11 protein-coding genes are annotated in these 14440 nt (G+C 69.6%); 6 read left to right on the plus strand and 5 right to left on the minus strand.

Annotated features, from left to right (window positions below; all coding sequences use genetic code 11):
* Window positions 1-51: 51 nt before the first annotated feature.
* Genes Adu01nite_RS26510 through Adu01nite_RS26525 form a run of 4 tightly spaced genes read left to right on the plus strand, consistent with a single transcriptional unit; the run spans window position 52 to window position 3919 of the window.
* Entirely contained in the window at window positions 52-978 is a 927-nt protein-coding gene (locus tag Adu01nite_RS26510) for an ABC transporter permease (protein WP_203730371.1), read from the plus strand.
* The gene (locus tag Adu01nite_RS26515) at window positions 971-1873 is read left to right on the plus strand and encodes an ABC transporter permease (RefSeq protein ID WP_203730373.1); all 903 of its coding nucleotides are present in this window, start codon (window positions 971-973) and stop codon (window positions 1871-1873) included. Before Adu01nite_RS26510 ends, Adu01nite_RS26515 begins: the two co-directional genes overlap by 8 nt.
* Window positions 1874-1899: 26 nt before the next feature.
* Window positions 1900-2910, plus strand: coding sequence for an ABC transporter ATP-binding protein (locus tag Adu01nite_RS26520; protein WP_203730502.1), 1011 nt, complete (start codon window positions 1900-1902; stop codon window positions 2908-2910).
* Window position 2911: 1 nt separating this feature from the next.
* Entirely contained in the window at window positions 2912-3919 is a 1008-nt protein-coding gene (locus Adu01nite_RS26525; RefSeq protein WP_203730503.1) for an ABC transporter ATP-binding protein, read from the plus strand.
* Between the two features lie 736 nt (window positions 3920-4655).
* Here Adu01nite_RS26525 and Adu01nite_RS26530 read toward each other — a convergent pair.
* The 3 genes from Adu01nite_RS26530 to Adu01nite_RS26540 form a co-directional block, all read right to left on the minus strand.
* A complete protein-coding gene (locus Adu01nite_RS26530) occupies window positions 4656-4946 on the minus strand; it encodes a chorismate mutase (RefSeq protein WP_203730375.1) in 291 nt (96 codons plus the stop codon).
* A gap of 693 nt (window positions 4947-5639) precedes the next feature.
* Complete coding sequence (locus tag Adu01nite_RS26535) at window positions 5640-7484, minus strand: bifunctional metallophosphatase/5'-nucleotidase (protein ID WP_203730376.1); 1845 nt, start codon at window positions 7482-7484, stop codon at window positions 5640-5642.
* 109 nt (window positions 7485-7593) lie between these two features.
* Complete coding sequence (locus Adu01nite_RS26540) at window positions 7594-8796, minus strand: hypothetical protein (RefSeq protein WP_203730378.1); 1203 nt, start codon at window positions 8794-8796, stop codon at window positions 7594-7596.
* A gap of 105 nt (window positions 8797-8901) precedes the next feature.
* Between Adu01nite_RS26540 and Adu01nite_RS26545 the strand changes: the two genes are divergently transcribed.
* Window positions 8902-10269: an NACHT domain-containing protein gene (locus Adu01nite_RS26545; RefSeq protein ID WP_203730380.1), complete on the plus strand. Its 1368-nt coding sequence runs from the start codon at window positions 8902-8904 to the stop codon at window positions 10267-10269.
* 86 nt (window positions 10270-10355) lie between these two features.
* Window positions 10356-12731 carry a DNA helicase PcrA gene (pcrA, locus tag Adu01nite_RS26550; protein ID WP_203730382.1) on the plus strand — a complete coding sequence of 792 codons (2376 nt, stop codon included), beginning with the start codon at window positions 10356-10358 and terminating at the stop codon, window positions 12729-12731.
* Here the strand turns inward: pcrA and Adu01nite_RS26555 are convergent.
* Together Adu01nite_RS26555 and Adu01nite_RS26560 are read right to left on the minus strand one after the other, a co-directional pair.
* A complete protein-coding gene (locus tag Adu01nite_RS26555) occupies window positions 12728-13507 on the minus strand; it encodes a M23 family metallopeptidase (protein ID WP_239132717.1) in 780 nt (259 codons plus the stop codon). The two genes, pcrA and Adu01nite_RS26555, sit on opposite strands and share 4 nt — an antisense overlap.
* 82 nt (window positions 13508-13589) lie before the next feature.
* Window positions 13590-14330 carry a M23 family metallopeptidase gene (locus Adu01nite_RS26560; protein ID WP_203730386.1) on the minus strand — a complete coding sequence of 247 codons (741 nt, stop codon included), beginning with the start codon at window positions 14328-14330 and terminating at the stop codon, window positions 13590-13592.
* Window positions 14331-14440 lie beyond the last annotated feature (110 nt).

The raw sequence follows: 14440 nt of genomic DNA on the forward strand, positions 1-14440 counted from the left end.
TCGACATGAAACCGTGACGCCACCTTTCTTCGCTCAAAAGGCTGCACCGAAATGTTCCGCTACATCGTGCGGCGCCTGCTGCAGATGGTCCTGACCTTCTTCGGGGCCACATTCATCGTGTACGCCCTGATGTTCGCCGTCCAGGACGACCCCATCCAGGCCCTCGTCGGCGAACGTCCCATCACCGAGAGCCAGCGGGCCGCGCTGACCGAGCGGTACCACCTGGACGACAACTTCTTCGCCCAGTACTGGTATTACATGAAGGGCCTGCTCACCGGGGACTTCGGCACGTCCATGACCAACCGGAAGGTCAGCAGCATGCTGGCCGACGCCTGGCCGGTCACGATGCGTCTCGCCCTGCTGGCCATCGTCATCGCGGCCACCATCGCGATCCTGGCCGGCGTCGTCTCCGGCATCCGGCGGGGCAGCATCTTCGACAACGCCACCCTGGTCATCACCCTGATCGTGCTGGCCATGCCGATCGTGGTGCTCGCGCCGCTGGCCCAGCTGGTGTTCGGCATCAAGCTCGGCTGGTTCCCGGCCACCGCGGGCAAGAACGCGACCCTCTGGCAGTTGCTGTTACCCGCGGGCGTCCTGGCCAGCCTGGTGGTCGCCACCGAGTTGCGGGTGACCCGAGCGTCGGTGGCGGAGAACCTGCGAGCCGACTACGTGCGTACGGCAAGGGCGAAAGGCCTCACCGGCGCGCGGGTCATCGGCGTACACGTATTGCGCAATTCGTTGATCCCGGTGATCACCCTGATCGGGGTTGACCTCGGCGCACTGATGTCCGGTGCGATCGTCACCGAGAAGGTGTTCAACATTCCCGGGGTCGGTTTCAACCTGTTCCGCGGCATCCGCACCGAGGACGGCCCGCTCGTGGTCGGCTTCGTCAGCGTCCTGGTGATCGTCTTCCTGGTCGTGAACCTGGTCGTCGACCTGCTCTACGCCGCGCTCGACCCGAGGATCCGCTATGAGTGACACGTCGATCCTCGCGGCCGAGGTACCGGCCGTCGGCCGGCCCCGCAGCCTGGCCGGCGACGCCTGGCACGACCTGCGCCGCAGCAAGGTCTTCTGGGTCGCGCTGGTGCTGATCGTGGTGATCCTGCTGATGGCGGCCTGGCCGTCGCTGTTCACCTCGGCCGACCCGCGCGAGTGTGTGCTCAGCCGCCAGCACAAGCCGGCCGGTGGCAGCGCCATCTTCGGCTACGACTTCCAGGGCTGCGACGTCTACGCGAAGACCGTCTACGGCGCTCGCTACTCGATCATCGTGGGCGTCTTCGCCACCCTGATCGCGGGCCTGATCGGCGCCGCGTTCGGCCTCAGCGCCGGTTTCTTCGGCGGCTGGATCGACGCGGTCCTGTCCCGCTTCGTCGACGTCATGCTCGGCATCCCGCTGCTGCTCGGCGCGATCGTGCTGGCCAAGCGGCTGTCATCCGACCCGGCCAGCAACGGTGTCTTCGCGGTGACCGTCACGCTCGGCCTGCTCGGCTGGACGACCGCCGCCCGGGTCATGCGCTCGTCGGTGATCGCGGCCAAGAACCAGGACTACGTCGCGGCCGCCCGGATGCTCGGCGCCGGCAACAGCCGTTTGCTGTTCCGGCACATCCTGCCGAACTCGATGGCGTCCTTCATCGTGGTGCTGACCATCCTGCTCGGCATCAACATCGCCAGCGAGGCCACCCTGTCGTTCCTCGGCATCGGGCTCAAGGGCGACGCGATCAGCTGGGGCATCGCGATCTCCGAGGCCACCGGTTACGTCCGGGTCGCGGCCGGCCCGCTGATCTGGCCGTCGCTGTTCCTGGCCGCCACGGTGCTGGCCTTCATCATGCTCGGCGACGCGGTCCGCGACGCCTTCGATCCGAAGTTGCGGTGACACCGGTGACCGACATCAAGGCCCAGATGGACGTGCTGCCCGGCCTCGACCCGCGCGCACCGCTGCTGCACGTCGACGACCTGCGCGTCGAGTTCCGCACCCGGGACGGCGTGGCCAAGGCGGTGAACGGCGCCACCTTCTACCTGAACGCGGGGGAGACCCTCGCGATCCTCGGCGAGTCCGGCTGCGGCAAGTCGGTCACCGCCCAGGCGGTGATGGGCATCCTCGACTCGCCGCCCGGGCACGTGACCGGCGGCCGGGTCCTCTACCGCGGCGTCGACCTGCTGAAACTCGGCGAGAAGGACCGCCGCAAGGTGCGCGCCAACCGGATCGCGATGATCTTCCAGGACGCGCTGTCCGCGCTGAACCCGGTCTACACGGTCGGCTTCCAGCTGGCCGAGTTGTTCCGCAAGCATCGCGGCATGTCCCGAGCTTCCTCGAAACTAAGAAGCATCGAGCTGCTCGACCAGGTGCGGATTCCGGCCGCCAAGGACCGGATCAACGACTATCCGCACCAGTTCTCCGGCGGCATGCGCCAGCGGGTCATGATCGCGATGGCGCTCGCCCTCGACCCCGAGGTGCTGATCGCCGACGAGCCGACCACCGCACTCGACGTCACCGTCCAGGCCCAGATCATGGGTCTGCTCGCGGAGCTGCAGCACCAGCGCAACATGGGCCTGATCCTGATCACCCACGACATGGGGGTGGTCGCGGACGTCGCCGATCGGATCTCGGTCATGTACGCCGGCAAGATCGTGGAAGAGGCGCCGGTCTACGACATCTACGCGCGCCCGGCCCATCCGTACACCAAAGCGCTCCTCGAATCGATCCCGCGCCTGGACCACAAGGGCCGCCAGCTCAACGTGATCCGCGGGCTGCCGCCGTCGCTGACCGACATCCCGAGCGGCTGCTCGTTCCACCCCCGCTGCGGTTACGCCCGCGAGATCTGCCGCGGCGACCAGCCGCCGCCGTCCTACCAGATCGCCCCGCACCGCATCGCGAGCTGCCACTTCATCCGGGAGGTCCTCGGTGTCTGATGTGTCCGATCTGGTGCTGGACGCCCGCGGCCTGGTCAAACACTTCCCGATCACCCAGGGCATCGTCTTCCGCTCGAAGGTCGGCGAGGTCCGCGCGGTCGACGGCGTAGACCTCCAGCTCCGCCGCGGCGAGACGTTGGGCGTGGTCGGCGAATCCGGCTGCGGCAAGTCCACGCTGGCAAAACTCCTGGTCGGCCTGGAGAAGCCGACGGCCGGCGAGATCATGGTGCGCGGCGAGGACATGACCCGGCTGTCCGGCCACGCGCTGCGCCGGGCCCGCCGCAACATCCAGATGGTGATGCAGGACCCGTACACGTCGCTCAATCCCCGCATGACGGTCGGCGACATCATCGGCGAGCCCTTCGCGATCCACCCGGATGCCGTCCCGCGCTCCGGCCGCGAACGCGCCGTCCAGGAACTGCTCGACCTGGTCGGCCTCAACCCCGACCACATCAACCGCTACCCGCACCAGTTCTCCGGCGGCCAGCGCCAGCGCATCGGCATCGCGAGAGCGCTGGCTCTGCGCCCCGAGATCATCGTCTGCGACGAGCCGGTGTCGGCCCTGGACGTCTCCATCCAGGCCCAGGTGATCAACCTCCTCGAGCGCCTGCAGCGCGAGCTGGGCCTCTCCTACGTCTTCATCGCCCACGACCTCTCGGTCGTCCGGCACATCTCCGACCGGGTAGCGGTGATGTATTTGGGCAAAATCGTAGAAACCGGCTACCACATGGCCATCTACGAACAGCCCACCCACCCGTACACCCAGGCCCTGCTCTCCGCCGTCCCGGTCCCCGACCCGCGCCTGCGCGGCCACCGCGACCACATCGTTCTGGAGGGCGACGTGCCGTCCCCGGCGAATCCTCCGTCGGGTTGCCGCTTCCGAACGCGCTGCTGGAAGGCCCAGCCATACTGCGCCGACCACGAGCCGTTGCTGCAGATCCGCCAGCGCGCCCCACACCCGAGCGCCTGCCACTACGCCGAGGTCCGAGACTTGCTGCACCGCCACTGAATCCGCCGGCATCGAGATCACGCCCGCGAGTGCCGCGCCGACCGCTTTGCGGTTGGCAAAGCTCTCTATGAGGACGAGTCGGCCACGAGACCACGCCCGCAAGTCCCGCGCCGACTGCTTTGCGGTTGGCAAAGCTCTTTATGAGTACGAGCCGACCAACAGGCACCCGCCTGCTCGGTATGCGCTGATTGCAACCCCGGGCCGTCCGCCCGCTACGGCCGGGGCGGCCGGTCACGCACCCAGCGCCCTCCCCACCAGCGCGCCCGTCTTGTAAACGGGAGGTCGTCGGCCGCCCGGTCTCCGCGCAGGCAGGGTCGTCGCGATAGCGCGTCGCGCCGATGCCACGTCGCCGTTGGCCGGCGCCTGCCGGTCGCCGTTGGCCGGCGCCTGCCGCGACAGCCGCCGCGATCTTGTCGAGTTGATGTGCGATGTGTGCGGTTATTCGACAAGTTGCTGGGGCGCCGCCCGGTGTGGGCACTTAGCCATGATCAACAGCGAGTGACGCATCTACCGGGACTTCGCCCTGACACATGTTCCGGGGCAAGACCGCCCGATGTGGGCGAAGTTCCACAAGATCGCTGCGGGGCCGGCCGGGTGGCGAGCGGTCGGTGGAGTTTCGCGTTGTGGGTGGCCGGGCCGGCGTCGGCGCGGCTGCAGGTGGCGGGCAGCCGTGCGAAACCGGCACTCGGTCGGCGTGGTGTTTGGGTCGTTGGCCGGCGTCTCGGGTGGGGCTGGCCTACAGGGGGCCGCGGCCTGCTCTGAGGATCATCAGGGCGATCTGGGTGCCGTCGGGGCCCAGGGCCTCGCGGAAGCGTTCGACGATCTCGCGCTCCCGGGACAGGACCAAGCGGGTGCCGCCGCTGGCCATGCGGGTCTTGCCTACCTCCTGGGAGAGGCTGGCCCGCTCCAGCCACAGGTCGATGATGGCCTGGTCGATCTCGTCGATGCGCTCGCGCTTGGCGCGGATCTCGTCGGCGGACAACGGGTCGCCCGCGCCGGTCGTCTGGTCCACCACGTCGGCGGTCATCTTCTGCTCCTCGGGTGCTTGCGCCCCGGTCGACCCGGCCCGGGCAGCATCAAGCCCCGGGCTGGGAAGCCCGGGGCTTGATGTAGGTCTGTCGTTCAGACGAGGCCTACGGCTGCCGGACTTCCGGTGCCGTAGTAAAAAAATCGTGCCCGCTGAATCACGCAGCCGAGTATGCCCCCGTCCGGAACCGGTCCGCAAGGAAACCGCCCGATCCGTGGGACGGCGATTGTGCCCGTCGATCAGGGCAAAGCCGGTCGCGCTGGGATCGGCGGGCCGGTGGCGCTGGGACCCGGCGGGCCGGTGGCCGGCGCCTGTCGTGGGCGTGGGTGCCTGCCCCGGACGTGCAGGCGGGGGCCGCCACCTTTGCGGTTGGGGAAGTCGGCGCGCGTACGAAAAAATATGCTGTTGCCGTCGCCTGCGTAGGTCGCCGGCGGCTGGGTGAGGATGGGATGCCCGCGCGTAGAAGGCGGCATTTGTCGCTTGCGTAGGTCGCCGACGGCTGGGTGATGGTGGGGTGGCCTCGCGTGGAGGGTGGTGTTGTCGCCGGGGTGGGGCGCCGACGGCTCGGTGGGGTGAGGGCTGGGGCGATGGTTGTCGCTGGTGATCTGGTGATCTGGTGATCTGGTGGCGCGGGGCTTGGGAAGGCGACGGCCCGCCGGAACGTGGTGTTCGGCGGGCCGTCGAGGGGTGGCGTCAGGCGGTGGTGCTGATTCGCTTCGTGTCGCCGGGAGCGACCGGGGCGCCGGCGCCGAGGTAGGCGATCAAGGCGTCGATGTCGAAGCCTGGGGCCGTTACCCGGCCGGTGCCGGTGGCCAGGACGGAGAAGCCGTCGCCGCCGTTGGCCAGGAAGTCGTTCGTTGTCACCAAGTAGCTGGTGGCGGGGTCGATGGGAGTGCCGTTCAGGGCCAGGTTGGTGATCTTGGAGCCCAGGGCCGCCGAGGCGGTCCAGGTGTAGGTCAAGCCGGCCGAGACCTGGAGGATCTTGGTGGAGGTCTGGCCCTTGTAGCCGACGAACTGCTGCTCCAGGGCGTCCTTGATCTGGGCGCCGGTCAAGGTCTGGGTGACCACCAGGTTGTTGAACGGCTGGACCGTGAAGGCCTCGCCGTAGGTCACCTCGCCGTTGGCCTCGCCGCCGGCGGATGCCTCGGCGTCGAAGTCGGCTCGGATGCCGCCCGGGTTCATCAGGGCCAGCTGGGCGCCGGCCGACTTCGTGTAGGCCAGCTGACCGTCGGCGATCACGTCGCCCAGCGGGGTCTCGCCGGCTGCCGTCGCGGTGCGGGTGATGTCGGCGGTGATCTTTCCGACGATCTTGTTGGCGATCGGGGCCACGGCGGTGCGGTACTTGTCGGCGATCTTCTTGGCGCCGGCGTCGACCGTGTCGGGGTTCTTCAGGTAGACGCCGTTCGCGTCCTTCTTCCAGCCGCCGGCGCCGTCGGTCACGCCGTTCTGGACGATCACGTTGTGGGCGGTGATCTCGGCGAAGCGGCCGCTGCGCTTGTCGATCGAGTAGTCGATGTCGGTGATCAGCTGGCCGTTGGTGCCGGCGCTGGTGACCACGCTCGTCGCCTTCGAGTTGGGCAGGCTGCACGAGTAGAAGCGGTGCGTGTGACCGGAAACGACCAGGCCGATCTCCGGGTTGAGGCCCTTGACGATGTCGACCACCGGGCCGGTGAAGTTGTAGCAGTCGGACACGCCCGGCGTCGGGGTGGCCGTGGCCTGGGCGCCGCCCTCGTGCAGCAGCAGGACCTGTGCCTTCACGCCGAACAGCTTGAGCAGGTTGCTCCACTTGTTGGCGGTCACGATCTCGTCGGTGAAGTGCACGTTCTTGATGCCGGCCGGGTTGACGATGCCGGCCGTGCCCTCGAGGGTCAGGCCGATGAAGCCGACCGGGACGCCGTCGACGATCTTGATGTCGATCGGCGGGAGGATGGGCAGGCCGGTCTTGTTGTCGATCGTGTTCGCGGCCAAGTAGGTGAACTTCGCGCCCTTGAACGGGTCGCCGTCCTGGCAGCCGTCGGTCGGGTGGCAGCCGCCGCGCTGGAGGCGGATCAGCTCGGCCACGCCCTCGTCGAACTCGTGGTTGCCCACCGAGCTGACCTGCAGGCCGATCTGGTTCATCAGCTCGATCGTCGGCTCGTCGTGGAACGCGGCGCTGACCAGCGGGGTCGCGCCGATCAGGTCGCCGGCGCCGACGGTCAGCGTCTGCCGGCCCTCGGCCTTCGCCTCGGCGCGGAGCTTCTTGAGGTACGTCGCGAGGTATTCCACGCCGCCGGCCGGGGTGCTCGTGCCGGACGCGTTGACCACGGCGCCGCTGCCACCGGGCGGGTCGATCGCGCCGTGGAAGTCGTTGTAACTGAGGAACTGTCCCTTGGCGACCTTGGACCCGTGCGCGGCGCCGCCGAACGACACGCTCACCGGTTTGAACTCGGCGGGCGGGGCTGCCTTCTCCGCCTTCTGGGCGATCGGCAGGGCGGCCACGACGGCCAGGGCGAGGGCGGGCGCGGCGAGATGACGCAGCACCCGACGGTGGCGGTTCATAGTAAGAGAACTCCCGGTGAGGGTGAACGGTCGATCAATGTCCGCCAGCTTGGACCATCGACGCAGGTAAGCGCCACAACGTTCAGGTGACAAGTCTGTTGCTGGTCGGCTATCCGACCTGGTGCCCCATCCAATTGACACACGTCGTGGTCACATGTCGGAAATCTGTACCGAACACACTGCGCGCCGCCTCGTCCAGCTCGGTGCCCAGGCGCAGCCGTAACCGGACGAATTCCATCGCGCGCGGCTCGCCGAACGCGGTGACCAGGCAGTCCATCGCGAAGTGCCCCTGCGCGTAGAAGGCGGCGACCTCCTTGTCGCCCGCGCCGTCCCGGAGCGGGCGGGCGGCCAGCACGGTGGGCCGGCGGAGGGCCTTCCGGTTGTACGTGTCGGCGGCCCGCTTGGGCTGGGCCCCGATGTACTCGGCGACCCCCTCGACCAGCCACATGTCCTCGTGCCGCGAAGTTACCCCGCCGATCGTGGCGACGTGCCCGAACTCGTGCTGGATCACCTCGCGGAGTGCCTCGGTCGTCCGCAGCCGGCTCGGGTTGATCACCACATCGGCACCGGCCTCGCCCAGCGGCTGCATGTAGCCGACCGCCCAGTCGGTGGCCTTGCCGCCGTACCAACTGCGCCACAGCCTGTCGGTGGCGATGAAGAGGCGGTACCGGGGCTGGCGGTTGTCGACGTAGGCGGCGAAGCGGTCGTTGACGGCCGCGGCCCGGTCGGCGATCTTGACGATTTCGCCGAGGCGACTCTTCAGGGCCGGGGGAGCGCCGACCGTCACCCGCTTTCCCTGCGCGAAGACCAGGCCGCCGGCCTCCCACGGGGTCGGCTGGAGATCGGTGCGGTGGCTGGGTTCGGCCAGGGCGGTGATCACATTGGACGTGGTGACGGTCAGCTTCTGGGCGATCCTGGGCTTTTCCTTCGGGCAGCTTGCTTGGCTGAAGCAATACGCGAGCTCGACCTCGACGGTCGTTTTCCCGCGCTCCGTGATCTTGTAGTCCACTTCGGTCACATGCAGGGCGTGGAGGGATCGGAAGAGGTCGCGGTAGCGCTTCTGCAAGGCCGGGGCCACCGGCTTGAGCCAGCCGGCCTGGTCGCCTCGGGTGAGGGCCGCGGCCTGGGCGGTCAGGATCTCGGCGAGGGAGTCGGCCGGTTTCGCGGCGACGGGGGCGGCCCCGGCCGGGATCACCCGGGTGGGGTCGCCCGGATCGGTGACCATCACCGCGACGGTGATGGCCAGAACCGCGGCCAGGACCAGGCCGCCGACCTGCCGGACCCGGTCGGGCGGTTGAGTGAAGTCCCGCACCGCACCTCCTGGGCCGGACCCGGTATGTCGGCCGATTGAAACAGACACTCGTTTCTGTCGCACCCCCTCGGCAAGATGATTGGCATGCGGGCCTGGGGTTGGGTAGTGAGCGTGGGGCTGGGCGTCCTGGTCCTGTCCTACCTGGTGCTGCACAGCGACCTGTTGTCCGTGAGTGATCAGCTGGCCAGTGTGCTCAGTTGCCTGGTGGCGATCGCCGGCGCGGTGATCACGGTGTCCGTGCAGCGCCGGCCGGCGGTCGAGCCGGCCGAGCGGCTGCGGCAGGCGGGCGAGGAGTTGGCGCTGCGCATCCGTCGGCAGTGGACGCGCGAGGCGACCGGGCGCGGCCTGCTGCACTCCGAGCCGCTGCACGTGCGGTGGGCCTCGACCGCGCGACCGGTGCAGGCCGATCCGACGGCGATCGTCGGGCCCGGCGTGACCAGGCTGAAGCTGCACGGCGACGTGATGGGGATCGCCGCCGCCTTCCGGCAGTTGCCGCAACGCAAGCTCGTGGTGATCGGCGCGCCCGGGGCGGGGAAGTCGTCGCTGGCGGTGCTGCTGGTCAACGGGCTGCTCGACGAGCCGCCGCCCGGCGACCCGGTGCCGGTGCTGCTCAACATCGCCGGGTGGGATCCGGCCGAGCATCTCGACGCGTGGCTGGCCCGGCAGCTGGCCGAGCAGCACCCGTTCCTCGGCCGGGAGATGGCGCGCGAGCTGGTCGAGCGGGACCGGGTGCTGCCGATTCTGGACGGGCTCGACGAGATGCCGGTGGCGCTGCATCCGGCGGCCATCGCGGCTCTTGACGACGCCCTCGGCGGGAAGCGGCCGTTCGTGCTGACGTGCCGCGCCCAGGAATACGAGGAGTTGATGGCGGCCACCGGGCGGCCGTTGCCCGGGGCGGCCGTGATCGAGATCGCGCCGGTGGGGGCGGTCGAGCTGGTGGACTATCTGCCGAGCGGGCAGATCGACGGGCCGGCCCGGTGGCGGGCGGTGCTCGACGAGATCGAGTCGCATCCGGACGGGCCGTTGGCGCAGGCGCTGGACAGCCCGCTGATGGTCTACCTGACCCGGACTGCCTACAGCGAGCCCGGGACCGCGCCGGCCGAGTTGCTGACCTTCGGCGATCGGCTGGCGGTCGAGCGGCATCTGCTGGGCGCGTACCTGCCGACGGTGTACCGGCCGCGGCCACCCGCGGCATCCCCGGCCTCGCGGCTGTTGGACATTCCGGCCGCGGATGCGGAGCGGTGGCTGACGGTCCTGGCCCGAGACGCCGATCGCCGGGGCGCGCCGGGGATCGGCCGTGGGGCCCGGGCCTGGTTCGGGATCGCGCGGGTCGAGCCGGCGCTTCGGCGGCGGCTGCCGCTGCGGCTCAGGACGTTCCTGGAGGACGCGCACCGGCGTGGGGTGCTGCGTCAGGTGGGGGCGGTCTATCAGTTCCGGCATGCTCGGCTTCAGGCGTACCTCGCGGAGGAGTGACGGCGGAATTCTTGTCGGGGGGTGGGCCTAGACTTGCCACCGCGATGCGACCTTCCACTGAACCCCCAAGCCCTGGCCTTTTCGCCATGCCCGCCGTGCGCGAGCAGCAGGCGCCGAGGCGTGCCCCGGCCCCGCGACTCGACCCGGAGTCGCTGCTGGTCGGCCTCAACGGGCCGCAGCGTGACGCGGTCACGCATGCCGGCTCGCCGCTGCTCATCGTGGCCGGGGCCGGCTCCGGCAAGACCCGGGTGCTGACCCACCGCATCGCCTATCTGCTGGCCGAGCGCAACGTGCACCCGGGCGAGATCATCGCGATCACGTTCACCAACAAGGCGGCCGGCGAGATGAAGGAGCGGGTCGCCCACCTGGTCGGGCCGCGGGCGCGGCTCATGTGGGTGTCGACGTTCCACTCGGCGTGTGTGCGCATCCTGCGCGCCGAGCACGACCACGCCGGGCTGAAGAGCACGTTCTCGATCTACGACGCCGACGACTCGCGCCGCCTGATGACGCTGGTGATCCGCGAGCTCGATCTGGACCCGAAGCGGTATACGGCGCGAGGTCTCGCGGCCCAGGTGTCCAACCTGAAGAACGAGCTGGTCGAGCCGGAAGACTTCAAGGCCGACGCGAAGGGGCCGAACGAGCGGGCGCTCGCCGAGGCGTACGAGCTGTATCAGCGCCGCCTCCGGGAGGCGCACGCCCTCGACTTCGACGACATCATCATGGCCACGGTGCACCTGTTCCAGTCGCACCCGCACGTGGCCGAGGCATACCGTCGCCGGTTCCGGCACGTGCTGGTCGACGAATACCAGGACACCAACCACGCGCAATACACGCTGGTGAAAGAGCTGGTCGGGGAGTCCGGCGGGGACGTGCCGCCGGGTGAGCTGTGCGTGGTGGGCGACGCCGACCAGTCGATCTACGCGTTCCGCGGTGCCACCATCCGCAACATCCTGGAGTTCGAGCGGGACTACCCGGATGCCCGCACGATCCTGCTGGAGCAGAATTACCGGTCGACCCAGACGATCCTGTCGGCGGCGAATGCGGTGATCGACCGCAACACGTCCCGCAAGCCGAAGCGGCTGTGGAGCGACCAGGGCCCGGGCGAGCAGATCGTCGGCTACGTGGCCGACACCGAGCACGCCGAGGCCGACTGGGTGGCCCGCGAGATCGACCGCCTGCACGACCGGGATGAAGTGCGCCCGGGTGACGTGGCCGTCTTCTACCGCACCAACGCCCAGTCCCGCGTGTTCGAGGAGGTGTTCATCCGGGTCGGCCTGCCCTACAAGGTGGTCGGCGGGGTGCGCTTCTACGAGCGCAAGGAGGTCCGCGACGCGCTCGGCTACCTGCGCGCGGTGGTCAACGACGACGACACGGTCAGCATCCGCCGGGTGCTTAACACCCCGAAGCGGGGCATCGGCGAGCGGGCCGAGGCCTGCGTCGAGGCGCTGGCCGCGCGCGAGCGCATCTCGTTCGGCCAGGCGCTGCGGCACGCCAAGAACGCACCCGGCATCGCGGCCCGCTCGGCCAACAGCATCGCCGACTTCGTGCAGCTCCTCGACGACCTGCGGCAGATGTCGCTGGCCTCCCCGCCGGAGGAGGTGCTGGAGGCGGTGCTGCAGCGCTCCGGCCTGCTCAGCGAGCTGGAGGAGAGCCTCGACCCGCAGGACCAGGGCCGGGTGGAAAACCTGCAGGAGCTGGTGAGCGTGGCCCGGGAGTACACCGAACGGGTGGAGTCTCAGGCGGAGGAGGGCGAAGAGCAGGTCGCCACCCTGGCCGGCTTCCTCGAGCAGGTGGCCCTGGTGGCCGACGCCGACCAGCTGCCCGACGACGACCCGGACAACCAGGGCGTGGTCACCCTCATGACCCTGCACACGGCGAAGGGCCTGGAGTTCCCGGTGGTCTTCCTGACCGGCCTGGAGGACGGCGTCTTCCCGCACATGCGCGCCCTCGGCGACAACACCGAGCTGGAGGAGGAGCGGCGCCTCGCCTACGTCGGGATCACCCGCGCCCGCCAGCGGCTCTATCTGTCCCGCGCGGTCACCCGGGCCGCCTGGGGCCAGCCGCAATACAATCCGCCGTCCCGCTTCACCGACGAGCTGCCGCCGGAGCTGATCCGCTGGGAGCGCACCGCGGGCAGCTACACGTCCTGGTCGGGCACCGGTGGCGGGGTGGGTGGCCGGGCGGGCGGCGACCGTGGGCGCGGTGGTGGTTTCGCCGGCGGCACGCCCAAGGCACAGCAACTGGCCAGCCGGCTGGGCATCGACGCCAGCAAGCTGGCGACGGCGAGCGAGCTGCCGCAGACACCCAAGGTCGCGGTCGGCGATCGGGTCAACCATCAGCGGTACGGTCTGGGCCGGGTGATCGCGATCGAGGGACAGGGCCCGGGTGCCCGCGCCCAGATCGACTTCGGCGACCAGAAGATGTGGCTGATCCTGCGGCACGCGCCGATCGAAAAGATCTAGCAGCCGAGGATGTTCACGCCGTGCGCGTGCATCCAGGCGGTCGGCTCCACCGGGTTCTGATAGAAACCCTGGTGCACCTCGAAGTGCAGGTGCGGCCCGGTGGAGTGGCCGGTCGAGCCCTCGTTGCCGATCTGCTGCCCGGCGGCCACCCGCTGCCCCTCCACCACGGTGATCACCGACAGGTGCCCGTAGTGGGTGAGCCATCCGTCCCCGTGGTCGATCAGCACGGCGTTGCCGTAGCCCTGGGCCACGCCGGCCCGCACCACGGTGCCGGCGCCGGCCGCGACGATCGGCGTCCCGTCCGGGGCCGCCATGTCGACGCCTTCGTGCTGCCGTCCCCAGCGCAGCCCGAAGCACGAGGTCACCCGGGCGGTGGGATGGGGATTCACCCAGGCGGCGCCGCCGGCGACGGCGGCGACGGTGGCTTGCGGTCGGGATTTGAGGCGTACGTCCTGGGCGGCGAAGACCGGAGCCCGGGTCAGCAGGGGCCGGCTACGGTCGGCGAGCCGCCCGGCGCCACCCTCGCGCAGCACCTCCGGCGGCACCGCGTCGACGTCCGCCAGATAGGGGTCGGTGACCGTGGCCGGGGCGGGGAGCGCAACGGCGGCGGTGGTGGCGCGATGGTGCCGGGCGTTGGCAGCGGCGGCCGTGCCGCCGGCGATCCCGGTGACCAGGGCCGCGCCGAGGACCGCGGTCAGCGCCACGGTGCTCCCGTGCCTGCTGACGGCGCGGTGGCGGGGCAGGTTGTCGCGATGGTGGCGACCAGCGGTGCGCACGTGAACCCTCCCGCAGACGAAAACACCCCGACATAAGGCCTTTCGGCCCGATTCCGGGGTGACTGAGCGGGAACGGGGTGGATCAGGACGCGGCGGCCGCCATGCCGGCATACACCGACTCGACCTGGAGCTTGATGTCGACGCCGCGCTCGCGCAGGAACGGGATGGGGTCGACCGGCTGCCCACCGACGTGGATCTCGAGGTGCAGGTGCGTGCCGTACGAGTTGCCCGTGTTGCCGACCTGGCCGAGCACCTGACCGGCCTTGACCTTGTCGCCGACGTTGACCAGCACCCGCCGCGAGTGGGCGTAGATGACCTCGGTGCCGTCGTCGTTCTGCACGGTGACCGAGTAGCCGTAGCCGCCGTAGTAGCCGGCCTGAATCACCTTGCCGGCGTGGATCGACTTGTAGGGCAGGCCCTCGGGGGCGGCCAGGTCGATACCGGCGTGCAGCTGGCCCCAGCGGACCCCGAACGCCGACGTGTATTCGTATTCCTCCAGGGGGAGCAGCCACACATCGGCGGCGGCTTCCTCGGCGCTGACCTTGGTCTTGCTCGCGACGCCGCGGTCCTCACTACGGGAGGCCTTCTCGTCGGTCGACCGGTCGGCGATGGCTTCGCTGGCGGAGTTCGCACTTTTGAGGCTCTGCAGAACCTCAGGGTTGACGTCCTTCGCATTGGGCAGGTTGGAACCGGCGCCGATGGCCACCACGCCCGCGCCGATGAAGGCGGAGGTGACGACGATCGCGTAGCGACTGCGGGGCGGGGTGGGTACACGGCGACGGCCGCGATACCGGTCGGGCTCAGACGACAAGCGCTGGCGCACGAACAACCCTCCGTCAGTGGCATTTCGTCGGTCGGATCCCCGCTCACCATTGCTGTGAAGGGTGCCCATCCGAGCTGCTTGTTTGGGGTTAACCACTCAGCAGCCGGACG

Source organism: Paractinoplanes durhamensis (assembly GCF_016862175.1).
GTDB lineage: Bacteria > Actinomycetota > Actinomycetes > Mycobacteriales > Micromonosporaceae > Actinoplanes > Actinoplanes durhamensis.